Genomic DNA, 17,812 nt, shown 5'->3' with positions numbered 1-17,812 from the left:
CTTGCTCCAACTTACAATTATCCATAAGGCTGAAATTTAAATACAATATTTCATACCAAATTAAGTTAAAAAAAACTATATAAGCGATAATTTGCTGACTTTAAGGTGTTTTAATAAAGTTATTACCGAAAGTCTAGTAGAAGCAAAAACATGAAAGGTTTTAGGAAGTTATCCTCAATAGCGCTATTGCTATGTGCCTTTGTGTATCCGCCCTCATTAGCTGAAGCAAAAGATATTTCTTTAGATAATGCTCGCAATGAACAGAGCGCTGCACCAGAAGCTAACCTAGTTGGAGATAAAACTGGAGAGCTTTTAATTGCTCAACGGCGGCCAGGAAGATACAGAATGATCCGACGACGGCAGATTATCCGACGGCGGCAGTCCTTAAGAAGATACCCAAGTATCCGACGCCGACAGTCCTTAAGACGATACCCAAGTATCCGACGGCAGCAGTTAAGACAACGGCAGATTATCCAACGACGGCAGCCTTACGGACGATACGAAAATATTCGCCGTCGTTATTAACGACGGCTGATGTCAATACTTGTCGGGTTTTGGGGAAAAGGGGAAGAAAAAACCTTTAACCTTTTCCCCAAACCAAATTCTTAGTTAAAATGCAAAACCTAAGTAGTATTGCGGCTGATGTAACTAATTAGTGGTTAGTGGTTTAACCACTAACCACTAATTATTATTATCTTTTAATGGCTTGCTACTACCTCTCCTTCAAGGCGAACTAGTCGGTCTGCCAAAAGTTTCTCAAGGTCTTCTAGTGCCTTGGTAAAACCTTTGATGCCCTCATCTAATTTGTCAGTTGCCATGCGGTCAGCAGCGTGCATTTTGTCATAGCTAGCTTTGTCAATGGATATCTTTTCGATTTCCAAGCTTGCTGCCTTGGCGGGGTCAAGTTTACGTGGCAGTTCTGCAACAGTTGACTGCAATTCAGCTAAAAGTGATGGTGAAATGGTCAGCAAATCACTACCTGCAAGTTCAGTAATTTCACCAAGGTTACGGAAGCTAGCTCCCATAACTTCGGTTTTATAGCCGAATTTCTTGTAGTAGTTGTAGATTTTGGTGACTGACAAAACTCCTGGATCTTCGGCTGCTGGGTAGCTATCGCGTCCGGTATCTTTTTTGTACCAGTCGAGAATTCGACCGACGAAGGGAGAAATTAGGGTGACGCCGGCTTCTGCACAAGCGATCGCTTGGTGAAGACCAAACAACAAGGTAAGGTTACAGTGAATACCTTCTTTTTCGAGAATTTCCGCAGCGCGAATGCCTTCCCAAGTGGTAGCAATTTTAATTAAAACGCGATCGCGGCCAATTCCGGCAGCTTTATACTGGGCAATTAAGTCCCGTGCTTTAGTAAGAGTAGCTTCGGTATCGTAGGACAAGCGAGCATCCACTTCTGTAGACACGCGACCGGGAATGATTTGCAAAATCTTTAATCCAAAGGCAACCGCCAAACGGTCAAAAGCCAAAGAAACTATCTGTGCTTGGGTGGCTCCGGCTCCAGCATCTTTCTTTGCCTGAAGTAAAGTTTGATCGACAATTCCCTGATATTCTGGCATTTGCGCCGCAGCAGTAATCAGAGAAGGATTAGTGGTGGCATCTTGGGGTTTGAACTTTTCAATTGCCTGGATATCCCCTGTATCTGCGACCACAACAGTCACTTCTCGCAATTGTTCCAGTAAATTCTTAGACATAAAAGACTCCGTGATGTTTGTTTAGGATTTACTTATTCCCCAGTTTTTGCCAAGTGCTGAGTACTGGGTGCTGAGTTAGGAGTTAGGAGTTAGGAGTTAGGAGTTAGGAGTATTCTCCCCATTTCCAATGCCCCATTCCCAATGCCCAATGCCCAATGCCCAATGCCCAATTCCCAGTCCCTTCAATTCTGATTCTGGCAATTTTTCTTAATCATTGCCCAATTTTGCTTACTATCTTGAGCCACAGCCCTATTCTAAGTGCCTTATGCTGAAATTGGCTGTCCAATGGAATGCACTTTGATTAAACTAGTTGTGCCCGATTTACCAATTGGAACACCAGAGGTAATTACTACTTTATCGCCCTTATTCGCTAAACCCATGTCTACAACTGTGTTCACCACATTGGTAAACATCTCTTCGGCATTGTGGACTGGTGGGATCAGCAAAGCTTCTACACCCCAAGAAAGCGCTAGTTGGCGATAAGCGGTGATGTCGGAGGTGAGGGCAATAATGGGAGAAGTCGGCCGGTATTTAGACACCATTCGCGCCGTACTTCCTGATGAAGTGTTACAGAGAATTGCCCGTGAGCCTGTTTCATAAGCGATGCGACAGACGGATTCTGCCACAGATTCGGTAACGCTAAGACTGCCTGCTTCATGACACCAAGCATGTTTGCTACCCTCATCTAGAGCTTGTTCTGTCCGCACGGCGATGTTGTGCATCATCTGGACGGCGGCGATAGGATATTGTCCGACAGCGGTTTCACCAGAAAGCATTACCGCATCTGTACCATCTAAAATGGAGTTGGCTACATCGGTGGCTTCGGCGCGGGTGGGGTCAGGGGCGCTAATCATCGACTCTAGCATTTGGGTGGCTGTAATCACCGGCTTGCCAGCACGATTGCAACGGCGAATAATATCTTTTTGAATTAAGGGTACTTCGTGAATTGGCACTTCTACCCCTAAATCGCCACGGGCAATCATAATCGCGTCCGCAACTTTTAGAATAGAGTCAAAATTCTCTACTGCCTCTGCTCTTTCGATTTTGGCAATTAGGCGGATGGAAGCACCAGCAGCTTCAATCATTCGTCTGGCGGGTTCTAAGTCTTGTGGCGATCGCACGAAGGACACCGCTACCCAGTCTACACCCAACTGAATCCCAAAGCGCAGATCCAGCAAGTCTTTTTCGGTGATCGAACTAACAGGTAAAGGAGTTTGGGGTAGGTTTACTCCTTTGTGCGTGGAAATTAACCCGCCAATTTTCACTTGGGCGCGAATGCGATCGGCATCGCGATCGGTCACAATCAATTTGACGCGACCATCATTAATTAAAATTGGTTCACCTGGTCGCACCATTGCGAACAAAGTCGGCAATGGTAGGGGGAGTTCGTCAATACTCTCGCCCTTTTCTTGCAAAACAAAGGTGACTTCAGTACCAGCTTCTAAATTTAACCCTTCCGGTGGTAAAGTTCCCAAACGAATCTTGGGGCCACATAAGTCTTGCATAATTGCGATCGGCTTTTGCTGCTCAGTACTAATCTGTCTGAGATAGTGAGCCGTTTGGGCGTGGAATTCATAAGCTCCGTGGGAAAAATTCAGCCGTGCCACATTCATTCCAGCTTTTACCAAGGCTTGCAGCTTTTCAGGTGCAGATGTAGCGGGCCCAACAGTACAAATGATTTTGGTTCGACGCATAGGGATTGGGGGTTGAGGAGTAACCTGTGAATTCGTAATTCGTAATTCGTAATTCGTAATTTAGAGACTTCAGATTTTATTTAGGTTTTCGGGTTTAAATCTTTAGCCTTCTTTCAAAGAATTAGTATTACGAGCCAAAAATCACATGTGCTTCATATCATCGGTTTGCTAAATAAAAATACTAGATTGCATTTTGTTATCTTTTCTTTCCCATTTGACCCAAATCCCAAAAGTCAAAGGTTAATCACCAATGACAATTAAACAATTCGTAGTTCGTAATTATATTTTGTAACGGGGATTTCAACCCCGACTAATAACATACAAGCTGTTTATTATTCGTGAGTTTCAACCCCTATTAAATTACGAATTACGAATTACGAATTATCAAGCAGCTGTCGGTGCGAGTTTTTCCTTCTGTGACATAGACAACATTAGGTCAATCACGCGATTTGAGTAGCCCCACTCGTTGTCATACCAGGCAATTACCTTGAAGAAGTTGGAGTTCAACTCAATCCCAGCGCCCGCATCGAAAATACTGGAATGGGTATCTCCTTGAAAATCTGTGGAAACTACTTCTTCATCTGTGTAACCCAAAATACCCGCTAGTGAACCTGCGGCAGCCTCCTTCATGGCAGCACAGATTTCCTTGTAACTGGTGGCTTTGGCAGTTTTGAAAGTTAAATCAACTACAGAGACATCGGGAGTCGGAACTCGTAATGCCATCCCAGTTAACCTGCCCTTCAATTCTGGTAAAACCAACGCTACAGCTTTTGCTGCGCCTGTGGAGGAGGGAATAATATTTTGGGATGCACCTCGACCACCCCGCCAGTCTTTTTTGCTGGGGCCGTCTACAGTTGGCTGAGTGGCAGTCATGGCGTGGACTGTGGTCATCAACCCTTCAGTCAACCCAAAGTTGTCATTAATGACCTTAGCGATGGGAGCTAGGCAGTTTGTAGTGCAGCTAGCATTGGAGACAATGATATCCTGGGCGGGGTCAAATAGGTGATGATTGACACCCATTAACAGGGTAGTAACTCTATCTGGATCTTTGGTGGGAGCGGAAATTACCACTCGCTTTGCACCTGCCTTCAGGTGGTTTGCAGCTCCTTCGTAGTCGGTGAAGAGTCCGGTCGCTTCCACGACATAATCTGCACCTAGTTTTCCCCAAGGTAACTCTGCTGGATTTCTAACTGACACACAAGGAATGAAATGTCCATCAATCAGGATGCCGTCTTCCTTGGCTTCAACCTTCTGCTTTAATTTGCCGTGGGTTGAATCGTACTTTAATAGGTAAGCAAGATTATCTGGTGGTACTAGGTCGTTAATGCCCACAAACTCAATGTTGGGATTATCGATGCCAGCACGAAGCACAAGTCGCCCGATTCGACCGAAGCCATTGATACCAACTTTCAATTTAGTCAAGATTAAACCTCCCGTTGTGGAAGTTGAACAAAAGGAGCAAGTTAAAAGTCAAAATAGATTGCCTTTTACTCTTTACTCTTTGATCCTGACAGTCTCAGTCAGCTAAGGCATATTTACTTGGCATATTTTAAGGATTGGGCATTGGGCATGGGCATTGGGCATTGGGCATTGGGCATTGGGCACTTGTACTGAGCAAAGCCGTTGGCGCAGCCTCTCGTTGAGAAGTATTCAGTATTGGTTCTTCTCCCCCTGCCCCCCTGCTCCCCTGCTCCCCTGCTTCTTCGCCAGTCCCCAATTCAACTCAATTAGTAGTAGGTTGGACAAATCGCTTAATTTCACCACAGGCAATATAAGACTTGCCATCAGGTGCGGTTTTGACTTCATCAACGATGTAAAGCATACCTTCCTCGCGAACCGATCGCGGAAAACGCATGTTCCAATCCGGTTCATATCCGTCGGAAACTACCCTAGCACGTAGCTTGCTGCCATCTTTGACACACTGAACTAAAATGCTGTCCCCTACAGTGTCAGTTGTGGGAAGATCGGCGGCACTGGCAGGGCCTTTGGAAGCTTTGCCTGTGTTAGTTGGATGCGATCGCCTAGGGGCAACGAAAATATCTGCTTCACCGGGTTGAGCAAAACGGGTGATATCACCACGTACACGGTAGAAAGTGGCATCAGTTGAGAGTTCCAATCCTTCAACAACATAGCGTGCCCCCTCGGCACGAATGGCGCGGGGAAACTGGACGTTTTTGGTTGAATCGTAGCCTTCGGAAACGACTTTTACCCGCAGCTTACCGCCTTCACGAACGCAGTACAATTCAACACCTGAACCGACTTCATTCACAATCGGCATCGCGTACACTTCATCGCCAGCTGTGACACCGCGACCCACCAAATCGCTACGATTGCGCGTCATCGTCTGGTAAGTCTGATCGCGCATTTCTTTCCGTCCGGCATTGCCTAGAGCTTTTTGGGCGATCCGACCTGCGAAATACTCAAGTTGATCAATCTCTTCAGCAATTTCAAAATTCTCATTCAACCCTTTATCCCGCAAATCTTTCACCAGCGCCCGCAGGATTTGTTCAGCTTCCTCATGTCTGCCATGTTCAGCTAGATTGAGTCCTGTCTCTTTGGCCTTAGCGATGTTGAGGCGACTCAGTTCAAGAATGATATGGCTCGTAGAAGCAAAAGCTGCTTCCTCAATGGTGCCAACTTTGGCGACGACATCGGCTGTACCTGATACGCTTTGAATCAGGTTATTCTGCACAACATCGGCGCTGTAATGCAACTTCATTACTGGTAAATCACCAATTTGAGCGCTTGATATCTCCAAACTCAAGCCGAGAAGTTTGTCTTCACCCTCGTAAAGCTCTCCCAAAGTGAGAACAGCTTGACCAGCGTCATTCTGGGTAACTTTAGCAAGACTTAAGGTATCAACAAGGCTGACACCATCAGCTAATTCCAGCGTCACCTTGAGATTCTGTCCCACTACTGCTCTGAGACTATCTAGCTCAATACTAAACACTTCAGTTGCTTCATCGATGCTTTGAATGAAGTAGAAGTTGCCCGTGGCGGCTCTTGCCATCCCAATCAGCAGGTCTTCATTAAAACCCTGAGCAAAACCTAACGTAGTTGTAGTAATGCCTTCCTCAGCTTTTTGCCCCGATGTCGCTGTCAGTACCTTCGGGTCTTGAATGCCCATATTGGCGTGACCATCGGTAAGCAGGAGAACACGGTTGATTTTTTGCGGATCAAGTCGCGTCTTTACGTGTTCACAGCCTTTGAGCCATCCACCTGATAAATTAGTAATACCGCCTGCCCTCACCTTGCGGATAGAATTTTTCAGTGCGGCCTTGTCAGTCACAGCTTGGGGTGGTACAACACTGTCCACTTCATCGTCGTAAACAACTACTGAGAGAATGTCATCTGGCTCAAGTTGATCGACCACAGACTCAGCGGCTTTGAGCGCGTGATGCAAGGGAGCGCCAGCCATTGAGCCGGAACGGTCAATTACAAGAGAAAGGTTAAGGTGACGTCGGGGAGATTCAGCTATGTCAGCACGAAAACGTAGCAGAATATTAGTCTTTAATGAAGATCCTGTGGGGAGAATAGACTGGTCAAATTCATAACTTGTCTTAATCATTTTTTATATCCCTCAAAATTGTCTGTTATAAGCTATAAGCCCTATGATGACGAGACAGTAAGTGCTTTACTTAGTTTACCCAGAAATTAGTTTGTTCAGTGTCAAAATAGAATTTAATGTAAGATTTTATAGTTTTGATATCTCATTAGGAATCGCTTTTTTGGGAAAAGTTTGTGAGCTACTGACTTGATCCTTCTCCACTCTCCGGTACTAAAAGGCGATCGCACTGGTCACTATTGCGGGAAACTGAAAGCAGATATATTAGGAGAGGAGAACCTAATGAGTTGGACTAAAGTTCTTGCAGTCGCAGCACTTTCCCCAGGTGCGCGAGAAGTGGTGAAAGTTGGGAACCGGAAAATTCTGCTTTTGAATCACGAAAATCAGCTTTATGCTGTAGATAACACCTGTCCTCACTTAAAATTGCCTCTGAAAAGTGGCAAAATCAATGAAAGTGGGGCAATTGTTTGTTCTTTCCATCACAGTGCTTTTGACCTGCGGACTGGTGAAGTAAAAGACTGGTGTTCCTGGCCACCTGGTGTAGGTAAGGTACTGTCGTTGGTTTCACAACCAAAGGCACTACCAGTGTTTCCAATTCGTGTGGAAGAAGGCAGTATTTGGGTTGATGTACAAGAGGAATAGCACCCTCTCCCTGAATTGACTGGAATAGTACTGAGTAAAAAAGCAATAAAAACCCCAGCAGATGAGTTTAGCTGGGGTTTATATCCAAATTTACCTATTGCAGAGATATAGAAACCATTGAATCAAGCAGTTTGAACACTTTGCTGTGATGTAATATTGGGTTGTGTGTTACCGTTGCCGGCTTCTATAGAAGCTGTGGCACTTTGAGATTGTCCCAAATTCACTTTGAATACCTTGCTCTGCTCTTGCTCAAGTTTGGGTAAAGTCAAAATTAAAATCCCATCTTTCAAGTCTGCCTTAACTTGTTGATTCTGAACTTTGCTTGGTAGAGCAATTACTCTGGTAAAGTTACCATACCGGAATTCAGAATGAACTTTAGCGTTAGATTGGGAATGCTTTTCGTAACGATGCTCACCTGTAATTGAAACTGCATCTTGAGTGACTTGAATATCCAAGTCTTTAGCTTCTACACCTGGAATCTCAACTCTTAATAGCCACTCTGAACCATTGTCGTATAACTCAACAGCAGGAACCCATGCTGTTCTCGGTGATGGAGAAGAAATATCTGAGTTGCCACGCTCGGCTGCTGTAAGCTCAGAGAAAAGTTGATCCATTTGACGACGCAGAATCTCCATTTCACGGAATGGTTCCCAACGAATGAGTGCCATATCTGAATCTCTCCTTAACTTTCTAATTCAATTTTGGGTAATCAAACAAAGTTTTAGAGGTATTTAGAGGTTTTAGATATTTAAGCAATCATCGAACCTCTATTTTGTTTAGAGAGGAGCTTTATTTGCTTTGTTTTTTCTCTCTAGTAAGTAATTTAATAAAATCAAAATCTAAAAACAGTTGGGTAAACCGTACAGACATAGGTTGGATTTACCGTATCAAACAAAAGAAGGGTGAAAAGCTTGAGAATAGTTGATATCAAGGTAAGTAGGCAATAATAAATTAAACTATGATTACGTAATGTAAAGTTAATTAAATTCACTTGTATTCAAAGGCTCCAGCCTATTCTAAGGGCTAGAGCAGCTGATTTTTCTCTTGACGGTGACGCTGCACGTAGCCAGGATTTACGCAAAACTATAGGTAGTAGAGAAACGGCTACTCTTACGAAAACGCTTTCAGCGTTAGCGCAGCGATAGCGACGAAGGAGCGTCACCCGCAGGGTATGGCCCCTACAAAAAATCATTCTTTTCGGCTATTGTTTGCGTAAGTCCTGATAGTTTGCCGTATACAAGCCTCGCTAAGGCTTACCCACCTTTGGTTGCGGGCGCGAGACACCCACCCCACAAGAAGTAGTTGAGTATTTTTTTTGGAAGTCCTTTATGGAAAAGAAAGTACAGTGAATGCCAAACCAGCGAAACAGCAAGTTATATGGTGTATCTTTCTATTCCGATTTTTCACCGCAGAGATTTGGCAGTATTAACCACTTGTTCTACTTCATCTGCAACTTTTCCATACACCTTGGGCTGAAGTATGGTGGTAAGCAACGATGATTTTATTTACAATTTGGTAACAGAGTTTTGCTTTCTGATTTTATGTTCAGTTTGATTCAACAAATTAGTCTTGATTGAAAATTAACTTAGGAACTGATATGGATGCTCAAAAAATCAAAATTTTATTAGTTGATAGCAACTTAGAGAATTTACATTTTTTATCAGACATCCTTCAGCACCAAAGTTATCAGGTGCAAAGTGTCATTTCGGGACAATCGGCAATCAATACAGCGCTTGCTTTTCTCCCTGATTTGCTTTTGCTAAATGTTCTTATGCTAGATATGGATGGTTATGACATTTGTCAACATTTGAAAGCTAACGATAAAACTCAAGATATTCCAATAATCTTTTTCGGTAATTTAGATGAATTATCTGAGAAGATAAATATCTTTGATTTAGGCAATATTGACTATATTAATCAACCATTCCAAACTACAGAAGTTTTATTACGCGTACAAAATCAACTCACTATCCAAAGACTGAAAAAACAGTTAAAAGAGCAAAATGAGCAACTGCAACAGGAGATTAAAAAGCGTCAAGAAGTTGTAGCTAAGTTAAATATTCGTAACAAACAAATAGAAGATATTTTTCAAGAAATTCCCCCTAACATTAGCAAAGCCTTTTGTAGGGAAGTTTACCAAAGCGAATGCCTTTTAGTCGAAGCTGCCCTGAAAAAGAGTGAAAGTCAGTATCGCCACCTAGTAGAAACATCCCAGGATATGATTTGGTCAGTAGATATTGATGGACTAATTACCTTTGTCAACCCGGCAGTGAAGCAGATTTATGGCTACGAACCCCAAGAAATGATCGGGCGTGCCTTGACTGATTTCATCTCACCTACACAAGTTGCTCAAGATAAAGTAGCCTTTGACTGCGTTCTTCAGGGAAAACCGATCTTTCAACATGAAACTAGCTGTGTAGCGAAAGATGGTACCTTACTTTATCTGATGTTTAATGCGATCGCATTACACAATGAAGAGGGTCTGGTTATAGGTATGACTGGTACTGCTAGTAATATTACACAGCGTCGAGGAGTAGAAAAATTACTCCAAGAAAGCACAATTAAGCTCCGCAATCATAATCTAGTGCTAACACAACTGGCGCAAAATCAAACACTTTATCAGGGTGACTTGAAAGCAGCTTTCTGTAAAATCACTGAAACGGCTGTCAAGAATATTGGGGTGGAACGAACCAGTATTTGGCTCTATGACGAAACAGGCACGAAAATTCAGTGTTTCGATCTATTTGAGGCCAGTCGCAATCAACATAGTGAAGGACTTTCCTTATCAGCAGCCAACTATCCAGCTTATTTTGCAGCTTTGCAACAAGACGAAGCGATCGCCGCAGATGATGCTCATACTGATTCTAGAACTAAAGAATTTTCTGCGTCTTACTCAAGATTAAACATCACCTCTATACTCGATACACCCATTAGGCTGGAGGGAAAGACCGTAGGAGTTTTATGTCTGGAAGCAGTGGGAGTTACTCATCATTGGACGCTAGAAGACCAAAATTTCGCTCGCTCTCTGGGCAATTTAACATCCTTGGTGTTGGAGGCAAAAGAACGCCAACGCGCAGAAGCAGCGCGACGGGCTTCTGAAGAAAAGTTAGCATCAGCTTTTCGGTCATCTCCCGATCCAATTGCCTTAATTACTGTTCTCAATAAACGCTATGTCGAAGTTAACGACAGTTTTTGTCGATTTTTTGGTTATTCTCGCTCTCAGGTGATCAATCGCACCGATCAAGAATTGAATATTTGGGTGAATCCAGAAGAATATAATTTTCTCACTCATATCTTGCAACAAACAAAAGCCATCCGCAACTATGAGATTGATGTCTGCACTTCAACAGGAGAAATCAGGACAACACTTTTGAGTGCGGAAATGATCAAGATTTATGGACAATGGTACGTACTAGGCACCGCCAAAGATATTACTGAACGCAAGCAGGCAGAAAATGAAAGTCGTTTGTTACTGTTGACAACCCAAGCCATCACTCGCGGTAGTAATGTCAACAGCGCCTTAATGGTGGTATTGCGCTTAATTTGTCATACCATTGGCTGGGATTTTGGTGAAGCATGGATACCTAATGAAGACAGAACTGTTTTAGAACACAGTCTGGGCTGGTACGGTGAGCAGAGTAGTTTAGAAGAATTTTGCCGCCAAAGTCAAGCCGTGAAATTTCCTTTGGGAGTGGGACTACCAGGAAGAGTTTGGCAGAACCAGGAGCCAGAATGGATAGAAGATGTTTCTAAAGTTACACAACCAATTTTTTTGCGATCGCGACAAGCAGCCAAAGTAGGATTAAAAGCTGGTTTTGGTGTTCCCATAGTCTCTGGGAAGCAAGTATTAGCGGTTTTAGTATTTTTTAAACGTAGTTCAGTATTGGTAGATCGACGTTTGCTTTTGCTAGTCAGTGCCGTTGCTGCTCAGTTGGGTGGGTTGATTGAGCGCAAAACCCTAGAACAAGAACTAGCACTCAGAGAAGCTCGCCTCAATGCCTTTTTTAGTAGTGCCCCCGTTGGCATGAACATCGTAGATAATCAACTACGGTTTGTGCAAATCAACCAACTGCTAGCGGAGATTAATGGACTACCCCAGCAAGATCATATTGGCCAGAGAATTTATGAAGTCTTACCCCAGATGTCCCCCGTAGTGGAACCAATTTATCAACAGGTTTTATTGACAGGTAAACCCATTCTCAATCAAGAATTAAGCAGCGCATCAATTCAACAACCAAATATTACCCGCCACTTCTTAGCTTCTTATTTTCCGATTCCTGGTGAAGACGATCGCCCCTCTGGTGTCGGCACAGTTTTAGTAGAAATTAGCTATCGCAAACACATTGAACAAGAACTGCGTTCAGCTAACGAACGCCTACAATATCTGCTCACCTCTAGTCCTGTAGTCATTTATAGCAGCAAAACATCAGAGGATTGTAGCACGACCTTTATCAGTGAGAACGTTAAAGAAATGGTGGGCTACGAAGCGCGTGTTTTTATTGAGAATTCTAGTTTCTGGCTTCATCACGTCCACCCACAAGATATTAAACTCATCTCAGAAAAATTTAAGCAGCTTGTTGAGCAGGAGTACATTTCCTACGAATATCGTTGGTTACACGCTGATGGAACCTATCACTGGTTCTACGAAAAGATGAGGTTAATTTATGACGAAGCTAACTATCCTATAGAATGCGTTGGTTATTGGGCAGACATTAACGATCGCAAATTGGCAGAAATAGCTTTGCAGTCAGGTCAGCAGCGATATCAACTTTTAGCAGAAACCTCACCAGCTTGTATATTTCACGCTGACGTAGATGGCAATATTTTATATTTTAATCAACGCTGGAGTGAGATTACTGGATGCAGTTTAGAAGAGTCTCTGGGAACAGGTTGGGCAAATGCCGTACATCCAGACGACCGCGAGCAGTTCTTGTTGGTATGGAATCAAGCAAGAACCACTAAAAAAATGTATAAGTACGAGCATCGTTTTTTGCGTGCTGATAGTACAGTCGTCTGGGTAATTTGTCAGGCTTTACCAGAATTTGGAGAAGATGGAAAAATTAAAGGTTACATCGGTACAATTACAGATATTACCGAGAGAAAGTTAGCCGAAGAAGCCTTGCGTGAGAGTGCAGAACGCGAAAGAGCGATCGCCCAAGTAATTCAAAGAATGCGCCAAACACTCGATTTAGAAACGATATTTGCGGCTACAACCGAAGAATTACGCCAAGTACTCAACTGCGATCGGGTTGTTGTCTATCGTTTCAATCCCCAATGGAGTGGCGAATTTGTCTCCGAGTCGGTGGGTAAGGGTTGGATTTCTCTAATAGAAGAACACAACAATCATCCACATCTCACAGAAGGTGTCTTACAAGATGGCCGTTGCCTAGCGAAAATTTTGGACGACGCAGATAACCAACTGGAAGATCCTTATTTGCAAACAACCCAAGGTGCAAGTTTCCGCTGTGTCCCAGACATTTACAACGCTGAGTTTCATCCTGCTTATATCAAACTCTTAGAGCGCTTTCAGGCAAAAGCCTACATTATTGTCCCCATTTTGTATGGTACTCAGCTTTGGGGATTACTGGCGAGTTATCAAAATTCCGATTCCCGCCAATGGAAAGCAGGAGAAATCAATATCGTAGTTCAAATTGGTAATCAGTTAGGTGTTGCTTTACAGCAGGCACAATTACTAGCACAAACTCAAAGGCAGTCACAAGCATTGCAAGAAGCTGTGATTATTGCTGATGCTGCCAACCGCGCCAAAAGCGAATTTCTCGCCAACATGAGCCACGAACTGCGTACCCCACTCAATGCCATCCTTGGTTTTACCCAAGTCATGAGCCATGATCGTAATTTATCTACTGAACATCAGCAAAATCTAACAATCATCAATCGGGCCGGCGAACATCTCCTCAACTTGATTAACGACATTCTGGAAATGTCTAAAATTGAAGCCGGTAGAATAACATTAAATCTCAACAGTTTTGACTTAATTCGTCTGTTGGAAAACCTCAAAGAGATGTTGCGCTTCCGTGCCACATCTAAAGGATTAGAATTGGTATTTGAATATACATCTCATCTCCCCCAGTACATCCAAGCTGACGAAAGTAAACTGCGTCAAGTCTTGCTTAACCTTCTGGGAAATGCGATCAAATTTACCGATACTGGAAGAGTGACGCTGTATGTAGGCATGGATTGGGGAGCAGGGAGCAGCGAAGACGGGGAGCAGGGGGAGCAGGGGGGCAGAGGGGCAGGGGAGCAAAGGAGAATAATAAATCCCCAATCCCTAATCTTCGAGGTAGAAGATACTGGTCGCGGTATTGCTCCAGAAGAAATTGACTTGCTGTTTGAAGCTTTTGGGCAAACTGAAACCGGCAGGAAATCTCAACAGGGAACAGGACTAGGTTTAGCAATCAGCCGCAAATACGTGGAACTAATGGGGGGAGATATTAGCGTCATCAGCACTGTTGGCGAGGGAAGTAAATTTACTTTTGATATTCAAATTGGTTTAGCCGAAGCTAGCGAAATCCAGATCAAAAAAACTAGACGCCAAGTTATTAGTTTAGCGGCCGATCAAAGCGAATACCGCATCTTGGTGGTTGATGACTCTACAGACAGCCGTTTAGTATTAATGAAAATTCTGACATCTATCGGTTTTGCAGTCCAGGAAGCGACAAATGGTCAAGAAGCGATCGCACTTTGGCAGACATGGCAACCACAGCTAATCTTAATGGATATGCGGATGCCGATTATGGACGGCTATGAAGCCACAAGAATTATTAAAGCTAGAGAAGAAACCTCAATCGAAAATTGCAAAACCATTATTATCGCCTTAACCGCTAATGCCTTTGAGGAACAACGAGAGGTAATGATCAAAGCGGGTTGTGATGATTATATTAACAAGCCTTTCCGCGAGGAGAAATTATTAGAAAAACTGAGCGAATATTTAGGAGTTCAATATATTTATCAAGAAGAAAGCTATCAGATAGCAGATGCAACGCAACAGGAAATAGAATCAATGTTGACCTTTACAGATTTAGTGACTCTATTTGCTGAAATGTCGCCGGAATGGGTGAAAAAAGTGTACACCGCCGCCGCCCAATGTAGTGATGACCTGATTTTAGAATTGATTGAGCAAATACCTTCAGAAAATGTGATTTTGCAAACTTTTATTAAAAATTTAGCTCATGATTTTCAGTTTGAGAGAATTATGGAATTGACGAGTATTTCAGGAGTATTATCCAGTTAATAAGAATTGTGGATTGCCATTCATATCAATACTAATGATTATAAAGCGTACTTTAATTAGAGTTACGAGTAAAAATAGTTTCTGAAAGCGAATAGGCAATATTTGATATCCGGTGGAGGTTACATGAGAAAGTTCTCATGTAACCTTCATTGTCTTCTCATAAAACCTTGGTTAAACTTACATTAAGTTCAAGTTAAGTGACACACAAAATTTTTAACAAAGAAAGGTAGAGAGTGGAAGAAAATCAGTATCAATGAAAACTTTAGCTCTGGGTATAGAGCCATGTGTTCTCAATGAATTATTTCAGATTGCTAGATAAAAAAGGGGATTAGATACTGTGGGAAAAATTAGTCAGGAGTGCAAATGAACAACTTGTTACCTCACCCTGGAGAAATTATCAGAACATCAGGTAGTATCGTATCTTCAGAGGATAGTAGTTTATCTAGCAATACTCGAAAGTGGCGTATTGCTTTATATTCCCACGACACAATGGGGCTAGGACATAAACGCCGTAATTTGTTGATTGCTCAAACTTTAGGATGTTCACCCCTAAAAACCGATGTTTTAATGATTAGTGGCATTCAAGATGCCAGTAATGTACCAACACCTCCAGGGGTAGACTGTTTGACGCTCCCGGCTTTGCATAAAAGCATTGATGGGCAATATCACGCCAGAAGATTGGATCTATCATTGCAGGAAATTATTACACTGCGATCGCAAGTCATACTAACCACCATCAAAACATTTAAACCTGATATTTTCATTGTGGATAATGTACCGCGAGGAGCGGTCAGAGAGCTAGATCCAACCCTAAATTACTTGCGTGCTCAAGGAAAAACACACTGCATTTTAGGTTTACGGGATATCTTAGATGAACCCGCTTCTGTGCGTCGAGATTGGAAGCGAGCAGCTAATGAAGAGGCGATTCAAACTTACTACGATCAGGTTTGGGTGTATGGCGATCGCAACATCTATGACCTAGCAAAAGAGTATCACTTCCAGCCAAAAACTGTTGCCAAATTCCGCTACACGGGCTATCTTGACCAACGTAGTCGCCTCAAACATCTGGATTTAGACAGCGTTCAAGCATTTAAATCGCTCAATTTGCCATCTGAACGATTGGTATTGTGCTTAGTGGGAGGCGGACAAGACGGAGCGCAGTTAGCAGAAACATTTGCTCATGCTGAACTACCACCAGAGATGAACGGTATCATCTTGACAGGCCCGTTTATGCCGCGAGAAGTCCGGCAAAAACTCCAGAAGTATGCAGCGCAACGTGATAACTTGCGCGTGTTGGAATATTTAGCCGAGCCGACGCTGTTATTAAATCAAGCCGAACGTGTGATTGCAATGGGTGGTTACAACACAACTTGTGAATTGTTGTCATTTGCCAAGCGATCGCTAATTTTACCCCGCATCAAACCCCGACGAGAACAATTAATCCGTGCTGAACGATTACAAGCACTAGGCTTAATCGATGTACTGCACCCACATCAACTGACACCTGCTGCATTAACGAACTGGCTAAAGCTTGAGGTAGAGCCATCACAAGTCCGTAATTTCGTCGATCTCAAAGGACTTACCCGCATTCCCCAATTCGTTAATGAAATCCTCATATCAGCTATTTGTCATTAGTCATTAGTCAAAGACAAAAATCTCATCTCATTAATTACGAATTACGAATTATGTCAATCCGTATTGGTTATGTTCTCAAACGTTATCCCCGCTATTCTGAAACCTTTGTCGTCAATGAAATTTTGGCTCATGAAGCGGCTGGCTTAGATATAGAAATTTTCGCCTTACGGCCACTATGTGATACTCACTTTCAAAATATTATTTCCCAAGTCCGTGCGTCTGTAAGTTACATTCGGAGGCCAATTCAAGGGCGAGTTAGTGAATCACTCAATAGTCTCGCACCTACAGCCGCTAGCTATTTTTGGGCAGAGTTACAAGAAGCAAGTAAAGTTATCCCTGACTTTTGGCCAAAACTGGCCTTTGCTCAAGGTGAACAAGCTAGCACTGTCTACCAAGCCGCATGGTTAGCACGAGAAGCGCGAATCAAAGGCATTACTCATTTACACGCTCATTTTGGGACTGTGGCTACTAGTGTCGCTCGGCTAGCATCTCACTTTACAGGCATTCCTTATACCTTTACGGCTCATGCTAAAGACATATTTCATGAAAGCGTGGAATTTGAGGATATGCAACGTAAGCTACAGGATGCCGCTAGTATAGTAACTGTCAGTGACTATAATCTCAGATATCTGCACAATACATATAATTTACCCGCAAATCAAGTTCAGCGCATTTACAACGGTTTAGATTTACGACAATTACAATATTCTTCTCCGGCTGAACGTCCGCCATTAATTATCTCAGTCGGTCGGTTAATTGAGAAGAAAGGGCTATCTGTTTTGATTGATGCTTGTGCCATTCTCAAGCAGAGAAATTATCAGTTTCAGTGTCAAATTGTCGGTACTGGTTCTTTAGAATTGACCTTGCGTCAGCAAATTATAGATTTAGAACTGCAATCTATTGTGGAAATTGTCGGCCCGCGTCCACAAAATGAAGTGTTTCAATTAGTACAAAAAGCTGCTGTGTTTGCCGCACCTTATGTCATTGGCAAAGATGGTAATCGGGATGGACTACCAACAGTTTTACTGGAAGCTATGGCTTTGGGAACTCCCTGTGTAAGTACTGATGTGACGGGTATTCCTGAATTGGTGCGTGATGGCGAGACTGGGTTGATTGTGCCACAACATGATGCCGAGAAATTAGCGATCGCACTTGGGCAATTTCTGACTAATTCTGCTTTGCGGGTTAAGTTGTCAACCCAGGCTAGGCAATTAATTGAGTCTGAGTTTGATATTCATCGTAATACTGCAATTTTACGGAAATTATTTCTCACGCATACCGCAAGCGGAACTCGCAAAGTAGGCGCAAAAGCTTAAAGGAG

11 protein-coding genes are annotated in these 17,812 nt (G+C 43.1%); 5 read left to right on the top strand and 6 right to left on the bottom strand.

Annotation, left to right across the window (positions count from 1 at the left end; translation table 11 throughout):
* Positions 1-150: 150 nt before the first annotated feature.
* The gene (locus RRG12_RS06835) at positions 151-525 is read left to right on the top strand and encodes a hypothetical protein (protein WP_420758774.1); all 375 of its coding nucleotides are present in this window, start codon (positions 151-153) and stop codon (positions 523-525) included.
* A gap of 173 nt (positions 526-698) precedes the next feature.
* Here the strand turns inward: RRG12_RS06835 and RRG12_RS06830 are convergent, their stop codons facing one another.
* The 5 genes from RRG12_RS06830 to RRG12_RS06810 all read right to left on the bottom strand — a co-directional run bounded on the left by RRG12_RS06830 (position 699) and on the right by RRG12_RS06810 (position 6,965).
* Positions 699-1,703: a transaldolase gene (locus tag RRG12_RS06830; protein ID WP_069074392.1), complete on the bottom strand. Its 1,005-nt coding sequence runs from the start codon at positions 1,701-1,703 to the stop codon at positions 699-701.
* Positions 1,704-1,966: 263 nt separating this feature from the next.
* On the bottom strand, positions 1,967-3,397 hold the full coding sequence (gene pyk, locus RRG12_RS06825; RefSeq protein ID WP_420758773.1) for a pyruvate kinase: 1,431 nt from the start codon (positions 3,395-3,397) through the stop codon (positions 1,967-1,969).
* Positions 3,398-3,781: 384 nt separating this feature from the next.
* Positions 3,782-4,819, bottom strand: coding sequence for a type I glyceraldehyde-3-phosphate dehydrogenase (gene gap, locus RRG12_RS06820; protein ID WP_420758772.1), 1,038 nt, complete (start codon positions 4,817-4,819; stop codon positions 3,782-3,784).
* A 127-nt stretch (positions 4,820-4,946) separates the two neighbouring features.
* Positions 4,947-5,114: a histidine kinase gene (locus tag RRG12_RS06815; protein ID WP_420758771.1), complete on the bottom strand. Its 168-nt coding sequence runs from the start codon at positions 5,112-5,114 to the stop codon at positions 4,947-4,949.
* A 6-nt stretch (positions 5,115-5,120) separates the two neighbouring features.
* The gene (locus tag RRG12_RS06810) at positions 5,121-6,965 is read right to left on the bottom strand and encodes a vWA domain-containing protein (RefSeq protein WP_420758770.1); all 1,845 of its coding nucleotides are present in this window, start codon (positions 6,963-6,965) and stop codon (positions 5,121-5,123) included.
* A gap of 279 nt (positions 6,966-7,244) precedes the next feature.
* Here RRG12_RS06810 and RRG12_RS06805 point away from each other — a divergent pair, with 279 nt between their 5' ends.
* A complete protein-coding gene (locus RRG12_RS06805) occupies positions 7,245-7,604 on the top strand; it encodes a Rieske (2Fe-2S) protein (protein ID WP_069074375.1) in 360 nt (119 codons plus the stop codon).
* Positions 7,605-7,726: 122 nt separating this feature from the next.
* Here the strand turns inward: RRG12_RS06805 and RRG12_RS06800 are convergent, their stop codons facing one another.
* Positions 7,727-8,272: an Hsp20/alpha crystallin family protein gene (locus tag RRG12_RS06800; RefSeq protein ID WP_181931545.1), complete on the bottom strand. Its 546-nt coding sequence runs from the start codon at positions 8,270-8,272 to the stop codon at positions 7,727-7,729.
* A gap of 929 nt (positions 8,273-9,201) precedes the next feature.
* Between RRG12_RS06800 and RRG12_RS06795 the strand changes: the two genes are divergently transcribed.
* The 3 genes from RRG12_RS06795 (at position 9,202) to RRG12_RS06785 (ending at position 17,807) form a co-directional block, all read left to right on the top strand.
* The gene (locus RRG12_RS06795; protein ID WP_420758769.1) at positions 9,202-14,856 is read left to right on the top strand and encodes a PAS domain S-box protein; all 5,655 of its coding nucleotides are present in this window, start codon (positions 9,202-9,204) and stop codon (positions 14,854-14,856) included.
* A gap of 363 nt (positions 14,857-15,219) precedes the next feature.
* Complete coding sequence (locus RRG12_RS06790) at positions 15,220-16,491, top strand: glycosyltransferase family protein (protein WP_420758768.1); 1,272 nt, start codon at positions 15,220-15,222, stop codon at positions 16,489-16,491.
* 50 nt (positions 16,492-16,541) lie between these two features.
* Positions 16,542-17,807, top strand: coding sequence for a glycosyltransferase (locus RRG12_RS06785; protein WP_420758767.1), 1,266 nt, complete (start codon positions 16,542-16,544; stop codon positions 17,805-17,807).
* Positions 17,808-17,812: the final 5 nt, after the last annotated feature.

It is taken from the genome of Nostoc sp. CALU 546, from assembly GCF_048836525.1.
The sequence above is the reverse complement of the archived record's forward strand: the minus strand, read 5'-3'. Positions and strand labels throughout refer to the sequence as shown.